This window comes from Vampirovibrio sp. (genome assembly GCF_041737375.1).
Classification (GTDB): Bacteria; Cyanobacteriota; Vampirovibrionia; order Vampirovibrionales; family Vampirovibrionaceae; genus Vampirovibrio.
Genome location: NZ_JBGSRV010000012.1, coordinates 81,784 through 99,781, shown reverse-complemented (window position 1 = coordinate 99,781; position 17,998 = coordinate 81,784). Strand labels below are relative to the sequence as shown.

Annotated in this window: 14 protein-coding genes; 9 read left to right on the top strand and 5 right to left on the bottom strand. The window is 52.1% G+C overall.

Features of this window, described 5'->3' with window-relative positions; genetic code table 11:
• Positions 1-23 precede the first annotated feature (23 nt).
• The 4 genes from ACEW81_RS09045 to prmA all read right to left on the bottom strand — a co-directional run bounded on the left by ACEW81_RS09045 (position 24) and on the right by prmA (position 7,013).
• The gene (locus tag ACEW81_RS09045; RefSeq protein WP_373532658.1) at positions 24-3,107 is read right to left on the bottom strand and encodes a hypothetical protein; all 3,084 of its coding nucleotides are present in this window, start codon (positions 3,105-3,107) and stop codon (positions 24-26) included.
• A 247-nt stretch (positions 3,108-3,354) separates the two neighbouring features.
• Positions 3,355-4,809 carry a CCA tRNA nucleotidyltransferase gene (locus ACEW81_RS09040; protein ID WP_373532657.1) on the bottom strand — a complete coding sequence of 485 codons (1,455 nt, stop codon included), beginning with the start codon at positions 4,807-4,809 and terminating at the stop codon, positions 3,355-3,357.
• Positions 4,810-4,936: 127 nt separating this feature from the next.
• Positions 4,937-5,710, bottom strand: a complete 774-nt coding sequence (locus ACEW81_RS09035; RefSeq protein WP_373532656.1) for a 16S rRNA (uracil(1498)-N(3))-methyltransferase — start codon at positions 5,708-5,710, stop codon at positions 4,937-4,939.
• Between the two features lie 373 nt (positions 5,711-6,083).
• On the bottom strand, positions 6,084-7,013 hold the full coding sequence (prmA, locus tag ACEW81_RS09030; protein WP_373532655.1) for a 50S ribosomal protein L11 methyltransferase: 930 nt from the start codon (positions 7,011-7,013) through the stop codon (positions 6,084-6,086).
• A 222-nt stretch (positions 7,014-7,235) separates the two neighbouring features.
• Here prmA and ACEW81_RS09025 point away from each other — a divergent pair, with 222 nt between their 5' ends.
• From ACEW81_RS09025 to ACEW81_RS09015, 3 genes are all read left to right on the top strand, one after another.
• Positions 7,236-8,435: an LL-diaminopimelate aminotransferase gene (locus ACEW81_RS09025; protein WP_373532654.1), complete on the top strand. Its 1,200-nt coding sequence runs from the start codon at positions 7,236-7,238 to the stop codon at positions 8,433-8,435.
• A gap of 13 nt (positions 8,436-8,448) precedes the next feature.
• On the top strand, positions 8,449-8,883 hold the full coding sequence (locus tag ACEW81_RS09020; RefSeq protein ID WP_373532653.1) for a VOC family protein: 435 nt from the start codon (positions 8,449-8,451) through the stop codon (positions 8,881-8,883).
• Between the two features lie 110 nt (positions 8,884-8,993).
• Positions 8,994-10,391 (top strand): MurT ligase domain-containing protein, encoded by a 1,398-nt coding sequence (locus ACEW81_RS09015; RefSeq protein ID WP_373532652.1) that lies wholly within the window; start codon positions 8,994-8,996, stop codon positions 10,389-10,391.
• Here ACEW81_RS09015 and ACEW81_RS09010 read toward each other — a convergent pair.
• A complete protein-coding gene (locus ACEW81_RS09010; RefSeq protein WP_373532651.1) occupies positions 10,372-11,652 on the bottom strand; it encodes a hypothetical protein in 1,281 nt (426 codons plus the stop codon). The genes ACEW81_RS09015 and ACEW81_RS09010 overlap by 20 nt on opposite strands.
• Positions 11,653-11,902: 250 nt before the next feature.
• On the opposite strand from ACEW81_RS09010, the gene ACEW81_RS09005 reads away from it, so the two are divergent.
• The 6 genes from ACEW81_RS09005 to ACEW81_RS08980 all read left to right on the top strand — a co-directional run bounded on the left by ACEW81_RS09005 (position 11,903) and on the right by ACEW81_RS08980 (position 17,717).
• The gene (locus tag ACEW81_RS09005; protein ID WP_373532650.1) at positions 11,903-12,682 is read left to right on the top strand and encodes a FliA/WhiG family RNA polymerase sigma factor; all 780 of its coding nucleotides are present in this window, start codon (positions 11,903-11,905) and stop codon (positions 12,680-12,682) included.
• A gap of 86 nt (positions 12,683-12,768) precedes the next feature.
• Positions 12,769-13,371, top strand: a complete 603-nt coding sequence (locus ACEW81_RS09000; RefSeq protein ID WP_373532649.1) for a hypothetical protein — start codon at positions 12,769-12,771, stop codon at positions 13,369-13,371.
• The gene (locus ACEW81_RS08995; protein WP_373532648.1) at positions 13,311-14,252 is read left to right on the top strand and encodes a hypothetical protein; all 942 of its coding nucleotides are present in this window, start codon (positions 13,311-13,313) and stop codon (positions 14,250-14,252) included. The genes ACEW81_RS09000 and ACEW81_RS08995 overlap by 61 nt, the downstream gene beginning before the upstream one ends.
• A 45-nt stretch (positions 14,253-14,297) precedes the next feature.
• Positions 14,298-15,443 (top strand): two-component system sensor histidine kinase NtrB, encoded by a 1,146-nt coding sequence (locus ACEW81_RS08990; protein WP_373532647.1) that lies wholly within the window; start codon positions 14,298-14,300, stop codon positions 15,441-15,443.
• Positions 15,440-16,435, top strand: coding sequence for an ATP-binding response regulator (locus ACEW81_RS08985; RefSeq protein WP_373532646.1), 996 nt, complete (start codon positions 15,440-15,442; stop codon positions 16,433-16,435). The genes ACEW81_RS08990 and ACEW81_RS08985 overlap by 4 nt, the downstream gene beginning before the upstream one ends.
• 214 nt (positions 16,436-16,649) lie before the next feature.
• Complete coding sequence (locus ACEW81_RS08980; protein WP_373532645.1) at positions 16,650-17,717, top strand: hypothetical protein; 1,068 nt, start codon at positions 16,650-16,652, stop codon at positions 17,715-17,717.
• The last annotated feature ends 281 nt before the right edge of the window (positions 17,718-17,998 follow it).

Sequence of the window (17,998 nt, the reverse complement as noted above, 5' to 3'; positions counted from 1 at the left end):
GTGTTAGTGAGGAAATAGAGAGGTTACAGGCCCATTTGCTGAAGCAATTGCATCAACATCTGCATCAGGCTCATCAGGAACTGGGGATCCAGTCCACCAAAGCTCATAGACTGACTGCTCGCAGGAGCAGGAGCCGCAGAGCCAGTGGCGGCGGACTGATTGACCTGAGCACCCATATTCAGGGATTGAGTCGCTTGAGGCTTGCCGCTACCCGTAGAAGCAGACTGGTTCACCTGAGCGCCGCCCATATTCAGGGATTGAGTCGCTTGAGGCTTGCCACTACCTGTGGAGGCAGACTGGTTCAACTGAGCGCTGCCTGCATTAACAGACTGGGTAGCCTTGGGCTTGCCACTACCCGTAGAGGCGTACTGAGTGATGTTAGGCAAGCTGTAGCTGGTGGGTGGGCAGTGGTAGGATGGCTCATCGTAGGATTTACCGTAATCCACATCAACGCCGTAGTCCATTCCGTAAACCGGCTCGCAAACTTCCTTGTAAACAGGGCGCTCGCCGTAGGTAGGACGCTCACTATATACAGGGGTTGGCTTGTAAACTGGCCGTTCGGCGTATTTAGGACGCTCACTGAATACAGGCTTATTGGTGTAAACAGGCTCTTGCTTGTAAACCGGCTTGTCGGTGTAAACCGGCTCTTGCTTGTAAACGGGACGCTCAGCGTATTTGGGACGCTCGCTGTAAACCGGCTTGTCGGTGTAAACCGGCTCTTGCTTGTAAACGGGACGCTCAGCGTACTTGGGACGCTCACCGTAGGTAGGGCGATTTTCGTAAACCGGCTCTTCACCGTACACGGGACGCTCACCGTAGGTGGGGCGCTCGCCGTAGGTAGGGCGATTTTCGTAAACTGGCTTTTCACCGTAGGTAGGACGTTCGCCGTAGGTAGGGCGATGTTCGTAAACCGGCTCTTCACCGTACACGGGACGCTCGCCGTAGGTAGGACGATCTTCGTAAATCGGCTCTTCACCGTACACAGGACGCTCGCCGTAGGTAGGGCGCTCGCTATATACAGGTCTTTCACTGTAAACAGGGCCGTAAATGGGTTCTTTATGATGTTTGGTGGTTTCCAGACTTGTGGAACCTGGCTCATAGAAGTGGGCGTCGTAGTAGGTTTTGACCCCATTGGTGGTGGTAGACAAGCCACCCGCAACCCCGGCGGAAGAGCGGAAGCTGTTTTTGCCATCGGGAATACGGAATCCAAAGGTCGCTTGCGTTTTAGAGCGCATCGCGTCTACTTCGGCAGGACTGGCACCCGCATCAATTAAGGTTTGACGGGTTCCAGGCGTTACTTTTTCATAAGATTCAAAAACCAGGCGTTGTTCTTTGGCGCCATTTTCTCCACCAGGCATCATTGCATAGTAGAACTTGGCAGTCGGGTCAGCGGGATCCCCAATGACTTTTTCCTGACCTGGCAGCAACACTTGCCCGCCGATTTTGAACTGGCCGCCCGACAGAGTGGCGCTGGTTTTCTGGCCACTGTCATCCTGAATGACGAAACCATATTCGGTAAATGCGGTGTTGCCTTGCTTGTTGATTTTATCGACATGAGCGTTGATAGTAACCTTGCGGCCAGCGGCAGTACCATCCTCATACATGGTGAGGTAACCAGTGCCGGGGGTAATGGTCTTGGGATCGTAATCATTGCCTTTACCGCCAACAATCGGATCGCCTGCCACATACATATCATCCGCATCGGTTTTGGAAAGGATACTGACATGTTCGGCCTGAGCCTTGTTGTCTTCGGCAGTCAGACCACTTACTTTATACTGAGTTGCCTGAGGGCTGTTGAAATAGCTGGCTGCTTTCTTGCCATCTATTAATTGAGCGGTGCCACCGTCAATAATGTCACCCACCGCACCGGTGTTGGCTTTGCCGTCCAGCTCGCGGTTTACGTCAATGCGGCCTTTTTCTACAGTGGTGTTATACCCTGTAATTTCCGTGCCAGATTGATACCGCTCGGTACCCGACTGATACTTCTCGGTGCCGGTCTGGTATTTCTCGGTGCCAATTTGTACGGGCTTGGTACCGGTTTGCACCCGCTCGGTGCCGGTCTGGTATTTTTCGGTGCCAATTTGTACAGGCTTGGTGCCAGTTTGAACTTTTTCGGTGCCGGTTTGATACCGCTCGGTCCCGGTCTGGTATTTCTCGGTGCCAGTTTGAACCCGCTCGGTGCCGGTTTGGTATTTCTCGGTGCCAATTTGTACGTGCTTGGTACCGGTTTGTACTTTTTCCGTGCCGGTTTGATACCGCTCGGTTCCAGTCTGATATTTCTCGGTGCCGGTTTGCACTTTTTCGGTACCAGTTTGGTATTTCTCGGTGCCAATTTGTACAGGCTTGGTGCCGGTTTGTACTTTTTCCGTGCCGGTTTGATACCGCTCGGTCCCAGTCTGGTATTTCTCGGTGCCGGTTTGCACTTTTTCGGTGCCGGTTTGGTACCGCTCGGTGCCGGTTTGATATTTCTCGGTGCCAGTTTGCACATTTTTATAACCACTCAGGACGCTTTCCGTTCCCGACTGAAACTTCTCAGTACCGGTTTGGTATTTCTCGGTGCCGGTTTGTACTTGCTTGTTACCGGTTTGAACTTTTTCCGTTCCGGTTTGCACTTGCTTGGTGCCGGTTTGAACTTTTTCTGTTCCAGACTGATATTTTTCAGTGCCGGTTTGATACTTTTCCGTACCAGCCTGCTCGTTTTTATAGCCAGATACATACTTTTCGGTACCGACCTGATAACGCTCGGTACCCACTTGCTGACGACTGTACTTGTGATCCACCACGGTATCATTAGGCTTATTTTCACCGGTGTAAGACAGGGTCAGGGCTTTTTTGGCGTTATTCACGCCTTTATACTTCAGCTCTTTGCCACTGGTTTTGTCATACTCGTACACAGTACCTTTTGAGGAAATATACTGAGGCTGACTGCCCAACCCGAAGGAAACATCTTTGGCATCGGCAGGCAGGGTAAATGGATTTGCAGCACTGGAACCCACCGAACCGGTAGTGGTTAAAGGCAAACTAATCGCTGGTTCTACAGCAGCGGTGGAAGTGGCAGTCGTTCTCAGTGGATTTGCGATAGCGGTATTTAAATTCAATAAACTCATATCATCAACCCTTTCTAATGTTTAGCCTTTGCGAAGTCTTTAGCCTGACCTGATATCTAGTGGCGGTCATTGAGCCTCTTGTGTATATAAAAACAATAGAAAGGTGATAATTGATCGATGTATTCAAGATGTAATCAAACGTTACTTACCCTCAAAAAAGCGCATCACAAAACCATCAGTCGCTCTAACCGACAGGCTTTATCCGCAAGCGACATGCACCCTGAAAACAGGCTATGAGGTATGGGCTTTAAGCGGTGGGAATTTTCCCGGCGCCAAACTGCGCCATTACCCAGTGTTTGGCCTGCTCAGCGTCGTTCACCTCTCCCAACTGCTGCGCTTCTTGCAGGGCACCCAGCATTTTTTTTAAATGCGGCCCCGGCCCCACCGAAAGCAGGTCCATTAAATCTTTGCCGTTCAGCAGGCGAGGCAGGTTTAAAACCGGCTCTTCCCGCTCATAATTGGCCATTAGCCACAAATGGGCCTGATGCGCCGTGTCAAATGCTTCCTGGCTCAGCCAGTCTCCGCAAGCACTGTGCCGATCGGCCAAGGCCAGTAAAGTCACATCTAAGGTATCCTCTCCCATGCGCCGGTAATATTTCAATACCGATTTGCGAGGCGATTCCGGCCCAAACTGGCAGGGGTACAAGTGCCAGCGAATCAGCTTTTTCAGGTAAGTGCGCACTTCATTGCTCACTTTCCACTGCTTCAGCAAGGGTTCCGCCATTTCCTCACCCACTTCTTCATGGCCATAAAAGGTGAGCCGCTGACCGTGAACCGAGTCTTCCCGAGTGCCCATGGTGGCCGGTTTACCAATATCGTGCAGCAAACAGGCCAGTTTAATCAGTCCAAACCGGGTGACCGCCGGGGTAAAAGCCTGCCGTACCCAAGCCTGAGTATGCTCAGGACATTCGGCAATCAGGCGCTCCGCTTGCTTGACCAGTTCCAAGGTGTGATCAAACAGCCCCAAATGGTGAAACCCACTGGAACCAATGGCCTTCATGGGGGTTAAATCGGGAATCAGCACTTCCAGAAGGCCGCAATCCGCCATGGCCTTGACTTGGGCAAAGCAGTTTTCCACGCTCAGTAGCCGGAAAAACTCGTACTGCACCCGCTCGGCGGCGGACTCCCACACCTTGGCCCCATGTTCTGCGACCACCGCCAAGGTGGCCTCATCAATGCATTCCGCCTGGACGGTAGCCGCAATGCGAAACACTCTCAGCATCCGCAACGGGTCATCCAGCAAGTTCAAGGCACTCACCATTTTGACGGTTCTGGCCGCCAAATCGGCCTGTCCGTTAAAAGGATCAACCAGCGCCCCGGTGGCCAAATCCATTGCCATGGCGTTAATGGTCAAATCCCGGCGGGCCAAATCAGTATCCAGATTGTTTTGCAGGGCATCGGCCAAATCCACGTTCAGCCCGGCTAGTTCACCCTCGGTAAACACCACCCGATGTATGCCAAACTCCCAATCCAGCGGCACCAGATGACCCGCTTGGGAATCGGCCAGGGCCTTGGCCAGGGGGGCCGCCGAGCAGTTCAGCAGCGTAAAATCCAAATCCAGCGGCAACTCGCCAGTGAGTAATAAATCTCGCACCGCGCCCCCCACCAGATACGCTTGCCCCCCCTGCTGTTTTGCCAGCGAAACAACCGCTTGAATGATGGGATGCGCTAGTTTTGACGGAAAAGAAAGTGAGGTGTTCATGATGATGTCAGCCTATTTTTAATGGATTGCTACCCATTCGGCACGGGCCACTTATTTAGGCGCTAACAGAACCGAACCCCGGAAAAAACCAGTAGGGCATCATGACGGAAGCTGGCTTCGCTGTCAACTAGGAGGGAGCCCACTCGTACACCACAGCCGCCATGGCCGCCAGGGCCGCCGTTTCACTTCGCATAATGCGCTGGCCCAAACTGGCAAAGGTAAACCCCGATTGCTCAAAGCACTTTAATTCCAGATCCGTCCAGCCGCCCTCTGGCCCAATGGCAAACAACAGGGAGCGATCCGGTTGATGCTGACTGAGAACGGTTTTTAGCGTATCCCGCTGCGCGCCCCGTTCGGCCAGCAAAATGCGGTGGGTTTGTTGCAAGGCGGCATTGGCACATAAGGCCTTCACCGACACCGGGGCCAAAACCGGGGGCACAAACAACCCTTCCGATTGTTCCGCCGCCGAGCGAATCACGGCCTCCCAGCGTTCCAGCTTTTTGGAAATATCCTTTTCACCCAGCTTAATCACCGTGCGTTCCGAAGCAATGGGCTGGATGGCTTCCACCCCCAGCTCCGTGGCCTTTTGAATCAACCAGTCCCAGCGTTGCTCCTTAATCAAGGCCACCGCCAAGGTGACTGAAGGCAAGCAATTCAGAGTTTGCTCCAGCGCCGATTGGACTACCACCTGCACTGAGCGTCTTTCTACGGCCATCAGCGTGGCCAAATAGGCGCACCGGCTGGCCCCATCAACCAGCACTACTGATTCTCCGGCCTTAGCCCGCATTACCGTGCGTAAATGATGCGCCACCACATCATCCTCAACCGTCATTTCAGCGGGAAAAGAGGTCAAAGGCCCTGAGAGCGTAATAAAAAAACGCTTGAGATGAAAAGTTTCCATGAGATTGAAACACAACTCCTATATACGCTTATTTTCTCAGAAAACCACCTCATTGTTTATAACCGGTTTTACAACCGTGCTATCACTGCCCATTTTTAATCAAATCTCCCTGTCACCTGTCATTCTTCAACAAAACCCTGTCACTCCAGCACAAAGCCCCTTTCCTCCACGCCTCCCTGTCATTCCCGCGCAGGCGGGAATCCACTGAGTGGATCGCACTTAATACCAGTACCAAGGCTTCTCCCGCCCAAGGCAGCGTGGATTCCCGCCTGCGCGAGAATGACAGGGGGGGCTGTAGGGTATGTAGGGAAGCGTTACGGAGGACTGATACACCATACACTTCGAAAATGAGGACAGTTTAAGGCCGGGTTGTTTAGGACTTATACACACCTGAAATGGCGAACCAGTCGCCTTGTTGGCGGCGTTGAATATCGCTAAACCCGGCTTCCTGCATGGCGGCTTCCACTTTGCCCACCGAGGTTTCAATAAGGCCGCTGGCGTAAAACAGGGCGCCGGGGGAAAGGCGGGCCAGCATATCCGGGAACAGCTCCAGAATCACCGGGGCAATAATATTGGCCAGCAGAATGTCGTAGGGGGTATGGCACAACTCGCCCAAAGGGGTATCTGTAAACTCACAGGCCGATTCCACCTGATTTTGCAGGGCGTTTTTAATGGCGGTTTGAACGGCCAAAGCGTCATTATCCAGCCCTTTTACCTCTTTACAGCCCCGCTTGGCGGCATAAATGCCCAAAATACCGGAACCCGTCCCTACATCCAGCAAATTTTTCTGGGACAAATCGGTGCCATCCGCCAATTCTTGCAGCAGTTTCAGCATCAGTTGGGTGGTTTCGTGGGTGCCGGTGCCAAAGGCGCATTCGGGGTCCAGTACAATGACCACTTCATCGGCGGATTGGGGGGTATATTCTTCCCAGGTGGGGCAAATGGTCAGTTTTTCAGTGATATGGGTGGGTTTCCAGTGCTGTTTCCAGCTTTCGGCCCAGTCCTTTTCCTCAATCCATTTTGTGCCTACAATGTCGCACACCTTCATCAGCTTGGGATTTTGCACCATCAACACCTTCACCAAATCCTCGCCAAGCGGATTGCGGGTTAATATGCTCATGTAGCTCAAATCCGAAGGCCGGGTTTCATCGTCGGTGCGCTCGTTGTTGTAGGTTTCGCACACGCTTTCCACCCCTTCAATGGTCCACAGCAATTCTTCCAGATAACTGGCCAGCACCGGCGGGCATTGAATACGCACTTCCAGTACGGCGTTGGTAAGGGGGGCTTGCGTGGTGGGGTCCATAGCGGGCAAAGGCTCCTGTGGGTGGGTTTTAGGGCGGGGGCATTTATGTTAGAGTACCCCCACTAGATTAACCGAAGGCTGACCTGGATCACAAGGCTTTCCACACCCCGCCCCGTGCCTTGGGCGCTTGGAAAGCACAGCTTCCGCCTAGCGCTCCGGTAATCCCCCGCCTGTTTTTCAAGTTTTAAATTCATATCATTGTCATCAAGAGGAACATCACCCATGCCCCAACCCGCAGCGAATCTTGGCAAACTGCCCCCTTATCTGTTCGCCGAAATTGACCGTAAAATTGCTGAAGCCAAATCCCGTGGCGTCGATATCATCAGCCTAGGCGTAGGCGACCCCGATTTGCCCACCCCCGCCCCCATTGTGGAGGCCATGCAAAAAGCGGTGGCCGATCCGGCCAACCACAACTACCCACCTTATCACGGCACCGAAGAGTTCCGCACCGCCGCCACCAACTGGATGAAAACCCGCTTTGGGGTGAGCGTGGACCCGGCCACCGAAGCCCTCTCCCTGATTGGCTCCAAAGAAGGCTTGGCCCACCTGATTTTGGCCTATGTCAATCCCGGCGATGTGGTGCTTTGCCCTTCTCCCGGCTACCCGGTATACAACAACTATACCCTACTGTGCCACGGCGAACCCTTTACGGTACCCCTGCTGGCCGAAAACAAGTTTCTGCCCGATTTGAGCAAAATTCCGGTGGACATGGCCAAGCGGGCCAAGTTGTTCTTCCTGAACTACCCCAACAACCCGCTGGGCGCCATTATTGATGAGCCCAAAATCAAGGAAATCGTGGATTTCTGCAAACAGCACGACATTTTACTGTGCCACGACAACGCCTACAGCGAAATGACCTTTGACGGCTATAAAGCCCCCAGCTTCCTCTCGGTACCGGGTGCCAAAGAGGTGTGCATCGAAATGTTCTCCCTCAGCAAAATGTACAACATGACCGGCTGGCGGGTGGGCTTTGCGGTAGGCAACCCGGATGCCATTAAAGCGCTGGGCACCGTTAAAAACAACACCGATAGCGGCGTGTTCAAGGCCGTCCAGCATGCCTCCGCAGTTGGTTTGAATCAGTCGGAAGCGTTGACCAAGGATTTGAATGCCATCTACGCCCGCCGTCGGGATATTTTTGTGGAAGGCCTCAACAAGCTGGGCTGGAACGTGGCCCGCAATGAAGCCACCTTCTACCTGTGGTTGCCAGTTCCCACCGGCATGAAGAGCGTGGAATTCGTCAGCCTGCTGCTGGAAAAATGCGGCGTGGTGGTGCCTCCCGGCACTGGCTACGGGGCAGAAGGCGAGGGTTACTTCCGGGTCGCCCTGACCGTGCCGGATGAGCGCTTGAAAGAAGTGCTGGCCCGCATGGAAAAAGAAGGCGTCACCTTCGCTCAGTTGGCCAAGCAAAGCGCTTCGGTTTAATTGAATGCCGCTGATGCAGCAACGGGTTAGCTTTATCACCCTGGGGGTTTCCAATCTGGCTCAGTCCCGCTCGTTTTACGAGCAGGGGCTGGGCTGGAAGCCCTCCAAACGAGGCAGCTCAGCAGGGGTGGTATTTTTTCAGATGAATGGCGGAGTGGTATTGGCCCTGTTTCCGCAGGAAGAACTAGCCCAAGACGCCGGATTGCCCAACGATGGCGCTGGCTTTAGAGGGTTTGCGCTGGCCTACAATGTGCATCAGCGACATGAAGTGGCCCAAGTGCTTGAGCTGGCCAAGCAAGCGGGCGGAACCATCGTTAAACCCGCTCAGGATACCAGCTGGGGTGGGCATTCTGGATACTTTGCCGATCCCGATGGCATTTTGTGGGAAGTGGCCTGGAATCCTCACTTTGAATTAACCTTCGATGGGCAAATGAATTTGCCGGAATAGCCCCACAATCAAGCCAAACTCAAACCGGACGGCTTCAAATAATTGGCCTCGCCCCCACCCCACCAATCAGAGAGCGCAAACAGGGTGCTAAAAAATAGTATGATGAAACAATGATGTTTTGGACTGATTTTGCCATGCTGAAAACCGCCGTTGCCGTAACCAGCGGAAAAACCGTCGCCAACCTGACAGCTTTCCTTAAAATGGGCTCAGGCACCAGCCTGCCCGGAAAAGTGGCCCGCAAACTGGACCCCCAGTTGCTGCGAAATCTGGGAAAACAAATCAAACATGACGTGATCGCCGTGACCGGCACCAATGGCAAAACCACCACCTGCGGGCTGCTGGCCCAATTCATTCGGGAAGACAATCACCGGGTGGTGCACAACCAGCTGGGGGCCAACATGGTACCCGGCATTACGGCGGCTTTAATCAAGCAAAGCTCCATTACCGGACAGCTAAAGGCCGATTACGCCGTGCTGGAAGTGGATGAAGCCTCTATGAAGGGCCTAACCGCTGAAATTGGGGTACAACGGGTGGTGGTCAGTAACCTGTTTCGGGATCAACTGGATCGTTACGGAGAGTTGGACACCACCGCCAAACTGATCCTGAGCGGTATTCAGCAAACCGATATCGCCCAAGGCAAGGGGCGCTTGATTTTAAACGGCGATGACCCGCTGGTAACTACATTAGGTCAGCACCCAGCGTTTCAAGATCGCCTGCTTTACTTTGGGGTGGAAACCGTGATTTACCAACATGGCGCGCCTGCCAGCGGGCCGGTGCCTTTCACCCGAGAAGTGACCCAATGCCCTTCCTGTCAGGGGCCGTTGCATTATGAAACCCTGATTTTCGGCCACCTGGGGCATTACCGTTGTCAGCAATGTACGTTCGAGCGCCCCCCCTTAACCGTAGCCGCCCAAACCGTTGTGGTTAAACCAGAATCCAGTGAAATTCAACTACGCTATGGCCATCAGGTTGTTTCCGTTGTTTTGGGCTTGCCCGGTTTGTTTAATGTGTATAACCTGCTGGCGGCGGCGGCGGCGGCCTATGATCTGGGCTTGCCGGTGAGTGTGATTACCGAGGGCCTTAAAAACTACCAAAGTGTTTTTGGCAGGGCCGAAAAGCGGGTTTTACAAGGCAAAAACACCCTGATTATGCTGATTAAAAACCCGGTAGGGGCCTCCGAAGTATTAAAACTGGTGGGCGGGGACCCCAAAGGCCGCTTACTGCTGGCCCTGAATGATAATTACGCCGATGGGCGGGATGTTTCCTGGATATGGGACGCCCAGTTTGAGGCCATTCCTGCGCACAAAAAAGTAGTGGTCAGTGGCGTTCGGGCCGATGATATGGCGGTTCGGCTAAAATACGCCGGATTGCCAGCGGCCAACATCCAGGTGGAACCTGATCTTAAAACGGCACTGGATCAAGCCTTGGCCCAAACCCAGCCGGATGAAACCCTGTATGTGCTGCCCACCTATACGGCCCTGCTTTACCTTAAACAGATGCTAGGCTAGGTTTTTCTGGCGCGCTGGCGCCCGTGTGCAGCACTTTCTCGGCAATTTTAGATTCTTTGGCCTTGCCCTTTTCTTGCAGGGCGTTTTTTAGCACAGCGCTTTCCTGCCAAAGTTCATAAGGCTTTAAAATACACTTGCGCTTGGCGTTGCCCCGTTTCATGGCGTCTTTATTCAACCGAATGTCAGAATGACGCGCTAAACTGGCGTCAATATCCGGGCGACTGTAATCCAGCTCCTGTCGACCAATTTGCTTGCTATACACCGTTTCCATCAAGTCTTTGTAATCAATGTCAAATTTCAGCGGGGGGCCTTTGGCGTCTTTGGGTACATAGTTGAGTTCTTTACCCACAATATGAACAATTATTTTTTGAAACAGGCCCGCAGGCATCAATGGCAAGCCATACAGCTTGGCCATGCCCGCAATCAGCCATTTGGCAGGGCTATCCATGGGGCTATCCCCGTGCATCTCTTCCCGCAATTCCTCGGCTTCACCGCATAACAGCTGAATATTATCGCCCCACAGCCTGTAGCCCGGATCTTTCCGGGTCATCAAAGCGCATTTCATGCCCACCAGAGCCAACAAATCCAGCGCCCGATCAGGCTCCCCCGCCTTTGTATCCGGGCTAACCCAACCCTGATTCACCATTTTTCTGAAGCGATCATAGGCCCAAGGGTGTTTCGCTTCGGCGGTCTTTTTGATTTCTGCTTTAATGGCTTGCCGGGCCTTTTCAAACGCCTCACCACTGGTCAGCTCAGAAACGCCGCCCTCCTCCGTAATTGGTTTCCCATCCGCAGGAGCCTGCGGCAACATGGCAGACCATTTTTTAACCTGCTGCTTTGTAATCAAGCCACTGTACAAAGCCTTCAGGGTGTACATTTCAAAAAACATGTCCGAAGATTCTTCCACCAGCCCCAGTTTTTCGGCCTCATAAAACCGCTTTAAGTCCTCACCCGTCACGTTATTCCATAAATGGTTAATCTGGTTTTGGGCTCGATTAAAGGTCAGTTTTTCGTTGTAGTTAACAAAGAAATCCTCGGCAATGGTGTATTGATACTTGGCCATTGCCCCCTTCAAAGCGTCCTGAACCCCGGTTTTGTTTAAATCCTCCCGAGTCTGATGCAGTCGTTGGCTAGCTTCTCCAAAGGCGGCAATGCCTTCCAGCTTTGCCTTTCGGGTTTTACCAAAGCGCACCGCGGCAGGGGCCAGTGGTAAACGTGGATTCAACGGGCGGGTTTGAGACGGGGGGGAGATGGGGAACATGAGGCAAGGTTCCTATCTGCAATTTAAATTTTAAATACTGCTTTCATAAAACCAGTGAAGGGAATTGATTGCCAATGCACGGTCAAGCCACTGCACCAGACGGGGGATATTTAGCTCTCATAATGTCAAAAAAACAAGTTGGCATGCAAATCCCTCTATAATAAATGTTACGGATGGACGGCAGGAAAAAGGCAGAAAAAAGGTTCTTTTTGATATGAGCGAGGCTCAACCCCCGGTATCAAGAATAAAAATGGATACGCGGCAAAACAATGCCACGTCTCATGAAGAAGTGCTTATACTTTGGAAAAATTATAAAAAAAACACCAACAATGCTCAGCTTCGGGAACAACTTATTTTAAAGTACCTGCACCTGGTTCGCTATGTGGTAAGCCGCATGCCCATTACGCTACCCATCAGCATTGCCCCCGAAGACCTGATTAGCTATGGCACTTTGGGCTTAATGGAAGCCGTTGAGCGCTTTGATCCTGAACGGGGACTCAAATTTGAAACCTACGCAGTTACCCGCATCCGGGGGTCTATTATTGACCAGTTACGCTTTCAGGACTGGATACCCCGTGGGGTGCGCCGCCGCAGCAAAGAGCTTTCTTTAACCATGCAAAAAATGGAAGAAGAGCTGGGGCGAGCCCCCAATGACGAAGAACTGGCCGAACGGCTGGGGATTTCCCGCCAAAAACTACAGGTCATGTTGTCTGAATCTCAAAACCTGATGCTGTCTTTGGATGATACCTACGGCAATGATTCCTCGGGCAGCAATATGACCTTGCTGGATATGGTGGAAGACCGCAACAGCCCCGATCCGCAAGGCGAGTTTGAAGCCGGAGAATTGAGAAAACGGCTGGCCGGAGCCATTGCCTCTCTGCCGGAACGGGAAAAACTGTTAATTGCTTTGTATTACCACGAGAACATGACCTTACGGGAAATTGGCGAAATCATTTGCGTTTCCGAATCCCGAGCCTGTCAACTTCACGCTCAGGCTATTTTGCGGTTGCGAAGCCGTTTAAGCTTATAAAGCGCCAGCCCCATGCTGTGTTGCTGGTCAGTGGCCCACCCGTCAATCAACAAAGACGTTTTAAGTAGCGAAGGCATGTTGCACTCATGAAAACCAGCGACTTGAAACTTGGATACCTGTTGGTCACCAGCCCCGTTCCCAATGTATTTATTGGCGGGCTCATGGTAACGGATAGCAGGGGGTTACCGGTCGAATTTCGCTATACCGAGCCGATTCAGCCCACCAAAATCCAGCAGGTTTTATACGGGCAGGTGCTCAGCGCTTATATCAAGCGGGAAGTGATTCTGGAAACACTGCTCAAGAATCTGGAATCCAAATTCAAGTGCCTGTTGGTGGAAGATGAGCATTTGATGGATTACGCGGCCAAAGGTTACCCCATTGTCCGCATTTCCAGCACCAAATCCTCCCCCATTGGCCCGGTCGGTCAAACCCAGGAAATCGCCCCCGGAGAAGTGCTGGTGCAGATCACCGCGGAAAGCAGTCCGGTGCGGGTCAATGTCAACAAGCCCCAAAAAAGCGAAGGCGGCCCTACCGAGGCCAGCGATCCGCTAAGCCTACTGCTGGAAGCGGGAGAGGGCATGGATATTACGGAACCACTGAGACGGGTGCAAAAGGCGCTGGAGATTATATGTCAGGAAGCGGGAATTTCGGCGGGGATAGCCCCAGCCAGCAACCCGGCTACTCGCTAGGCGGAAAAATTCAGGCCGAAATCAGCAGCGCCCTGAGGCTGTTGTTTAAAAGCGTGGGGCAGCAAGCGGTGGATATCTCCATTACCCCACCCCTAACCCTGTATGTTACCCAAATGACCTGTGAAAACTACTCAGTGGGACTGGAACAGCCGCCCATCCAGATTAGTGAAGACCCCATTCAGGCCCTGAGCCAGCCCGCCCAAAGCGTCAACTTTTTACCACTGATTGAAAACGTTTCGCTGGCTGCCGATGCCCCGTGTCACATCCAGCCCGTGTTGTGTCTGGAATCGGCCATTGAACCCACCGATGCGGTGATCACGGGCATTGCCTTTGAAAACGTGCGCTTTACCAGCAGTCATCAGGCTACGTTAGAGCCCATGACCACCGAGATTTGGCATAAAGACGTGGACGGCTTTACCCGCCCAGCGGTTCGCCCCCTGAATGTGGGAAAATTTAAGGCCAACAGCCAATCAATGAGCGATCAAGCGCCTCAGGCGAAAGTTCGGGAACATCCCCGTTTGTTTTGTTTGCCCATTCGTAAAATGCCCATTCCGCCCCATCGGTTCAGTCAGGCGGTGCGAGATATCTTTCGGGCCGCGCTGGCCGAAAAAGCAGATACCAAAGCCAGCAACGTACAATTAAAAGTGGTATTTGAGCGCATGAACGTGGCTTTCTACACCAGTATTCAACAGGATGAACAAGGCCATTTACTGTGCGTTCCCAAAAATGAACTGATTGGCAAAAACGCCCAGAGCAAAACCGGTCAAGCCCTTCTGGATCGACTGGATCAAAACACTGAAAACGCTTATTTGGTGGTCGGCTTTCGGCTGGATAACAAGCAGGACATTCGGGCCATGGTGCCGGTGAATCAATGCCTCTGAGCACAACCCACACCCGGTTCCTGGCCCATCAGAGACGAGCCTCCCATGCCTGATATCAACAGTCTGATTTTAGACAGCATTTTTGACACCCTGCCTTCCGGGATGATTTTTTGGGAGGTGGAGGGCAGCGTTTTGCGGGTGAATCAAAAAGCCAAGGAAATTTTAGGGCTGAACCCGCAATTCCAGACCGCCAGCCTGAATCAGGAACTACCCTTTTATCTCTCGCCTTTGGTAGCTTTGTTAAAACAGGCCGAGCAGGATGTTCAGCGAGCCGAGCTGAGCCTGTCCTTGCCCATCCGGGAGGAAGATTCCGTCATCGGCTTTAGCATCAAGTTGCTGAATACGGCCGATGAAAAAACGCTGAAAGTGTTTACCTTCACCGATATTACCCAGCTTCAGAAAGATCAGCTGGCCATGGAAAAAATCAAGGATGAGCTGAACCAGTCTAAAAAACTGGCCTCCATTGGCACCATGATTGCCGGAGTGGCCCATGAAATGAACAATCCCCTCACCGGTATTTCCATGAGCACCTCCCTGCTAAAAATGAATCTGGAGCGCCTCAAGGGAATACCCGCCGTTGCTGAAATCCCCAAATTAAGCGAGAGTATTGAAAAGGGCTTGCAGGAAATCCAGAAAATTGCGCGGGCCAGTGAAAAAGCGGCGGTACTGGTTAACGATTTACTGGCCTACTCCAAACCCAGCCAGCTGGTGCTGGTAGCGTTGCCCCTGCAGGACGTGGTGAGCGATATTATCAGCGCCCTGAAATGCCACCCGCACTTTTCCCAGTTCAGCATTGAGATTGAGGGAAAAACCAACCGAACCGTCCTGTGCGACCGAATCAAACTGGAGCAGGTTTTTTACAATCTGGTTAAAAACGCTTGCGATGCCACCCAAGGCCAGGGGCAGGTGACCATTGGCTTTAGCGAGGCCAACAACCTGACCGTAACCACCCATGTGAAAGACAACGGGCCGGGTATTGATAAAACCCTGATGAGCCGTATTTTTGACCCATTTTTTACCACCAAGGGACACAGTGGGGTGGGATTAGGACTAAGCATCTGTTACCGAACCCTGGAGCAGCACGGCGGCTTACTCTCCGTGGATAGCGTAAAAGGAGAAGGCACAGAATTTAAAATGACACTTCCGCTATACTTAGAAGAAGAGAGTGCCAAGAGGTTACCCCCCCAGTGAGTATTCCCATCCAGTTTTCCACACCCAACCAAGCTGACCTAGCCAGCGATGCATCCAACCCGAAGCGCCAACATTACCGGGTGCTGATTGTGGATGATGACGATGTCATTCGGGAAGGTCTGGTGGGGTATCTGGAAAATTACCACGAGGCCGCTTACGATTTAACCGTGGAAGCCAGCCCCTCGCCTCAGGACGCCCGCCAGAAACTGGCCGAGTCCCGCTTTGATCTGGTCATTACGGACATTAATATGCCCGGAGAAGACGGATTTTCCCTGATTCAGTTTATAAAACAGCATTACCCCGATACCCGCACCGCCATGATTACCGCCTATAAAGTGGAAGATTATGTTCGCAATGCCAAAAAAACCGGGGTTTTCAACATTATCGCCAAAACAGCGCCCTTTAATTTTGAAGAGCTGTCATCGGTGGTTACCAACTTGCTGGAACCCGCTTCCGCGTTTGGCATTGAAACTTATATGGACCCGCAATGTAAATTGTCGCAAGTGATTATTAAAAACAGCGAAGACATTATGGTGGCCTTTAACGCTTTGCAAACCTTTTTGGGCGGCACCAGCATCGCCAACCCCAACGACTTGTTAACCGCTGTGATTGAGGCCATTACCAACGCCGTCTACCATGTGGCCAAGCTTCCCAATGGCGCCCTGAAGTACGAAAAGGGCCAACCCATTGATCAGCTGGAAGAGAGCGAGTACGTTTACATTTATTACGGACAGGACCTGGAGCGCATTGGCATTGCCATTGTGGATCAGGGGGGCCGAATTACGGCGGACGAGATTTTATACTGGCTGGATCGCAATATCAGCGGTACCGGACTGATGGACACCCACGGCAGAGGCGTTTACCTGATTCACCGACTGGTCGATCGGGTGCTGATTAATATTGCCCCCGGCCAGCGCACCGAAATTATTATTCTGGATTACCTCAACCACTTATACAGCGCCAATAAACCCATTTACATCAATCAGCTTTAAGTTGCAGCCATTGGCCAGTTCATCCGTTTGAGGCGCCCAGCCCAAACGGATTTAAACTTTACATTTCTACAAGGTTAGCGGTTATTTTAGCACCGCTTATAATTTAGCGGCTTTTATCCCCATTACAATGAAACACCCCATTGGACGCGCCCTCCTGCTTCCCTCATAAGCGCCCCCCATTTCATTTTTAATAGGTATTGAAGGAGAAAGTTTCATGCCCACCGTCACAAACAACCCGACCCAGCCCCCTTCTAGTAGTAGAAGTACGCCAGCAACGCAGAATAACGCAATTGGCAATTCCGTAGCGGACATAACGGCAAAATTAAAACAGGAAATCGACACCCTGACGATTCAAAGCAAAGGTACCCCACCCCAAAGAACACCCAGTGAAGAAGCTAGCTATAACAAGATTTTGCAAGTTGTCGCCAAAAAAATTCTGAATACAACAGGAGCTGATGTTCTACCGGACGTAAACAAAATATATGCCGATGAATATGGAAATACCCATACACCGCCCCTACCTATTACAACAGGAGCCAAACAAGAAGCATTTCTGGAGAGCGCAGCACGCAATATTTATCAACAGAAGATTCAACCTGCTATTAATAGAGAGAAAAAGGAAAAAGAAGCACAAAAACTAAAAGCAGAACAAGAGTTTAATGCCAGCTACCCCGGCAGAATCTACAACTGGTTCAAAAGTCTATATACACCATCCGCAACGCCCACCAGCAATTCACCGGGTTCACCAACGGCTAGCCCGGTTGGAGAAAGTACCAATGCTTCTCAACCAACCACAACGGCAGCAACCAGCACGGGAGGAGGTGGAACAGCGCAAAATGGTTCAACAACACCAGCCAATTCAACAGATGCCTCCGGGGCAGCAACCAGCACGGGAACGGCTGGGACAGTGCCAAATGGTTCAACAACATCAGCCAATTCAACAGATGCCTCCGGGGCAGCAACCAGCACGGGAGGGGTTGAACAAGCAGAAGAGGCTGCTCCCGTAACTAGTGCCGATCAAGCCGCCAAAAAGGATGAAACCACCAAGCCAGAGAACGAAAAAAAGGAAGAAAAAGGCGGCGGTTTCTTGAAAGGCTATGTGGGCACCAAGCTTAGTATTGGAGCCGCTTTACTGGCCGGTGGTATCGCCCTAAAAATGACCTTGATTGCCCTGATTCCCGGCTTGATTATGGCAGGCGCCGGAGCGGCCATTATGGCATGGGGCGCCGCTAACTACTTGTTTGGCGACAAGGACGACAAAAAACAAGAGAAAAAAGAATAAGCAAAAACCTCTGCCCTCCCTCCCTGGACGACAAGAAATGTTCTCCAAACAGCCCTTTAAAACGCCTCCTCCGTATTCGCAGGAGGCGTTTTAATTTCATGGATAGTGTTGTGGGAGAGGGGTATCCGGGCGGGGGCTTCTGATCGAACTTGATTAACTTTTGTAATCAATTCACCCCTAACAGGCAATTATCCATCGCCGTGCCAGTTAATTGGGGAGCGCAATGTCTTGAAAAAATGGGCGGGTAAGCCAAAGGCCATGGCCACTCGCTGCTAGTTATA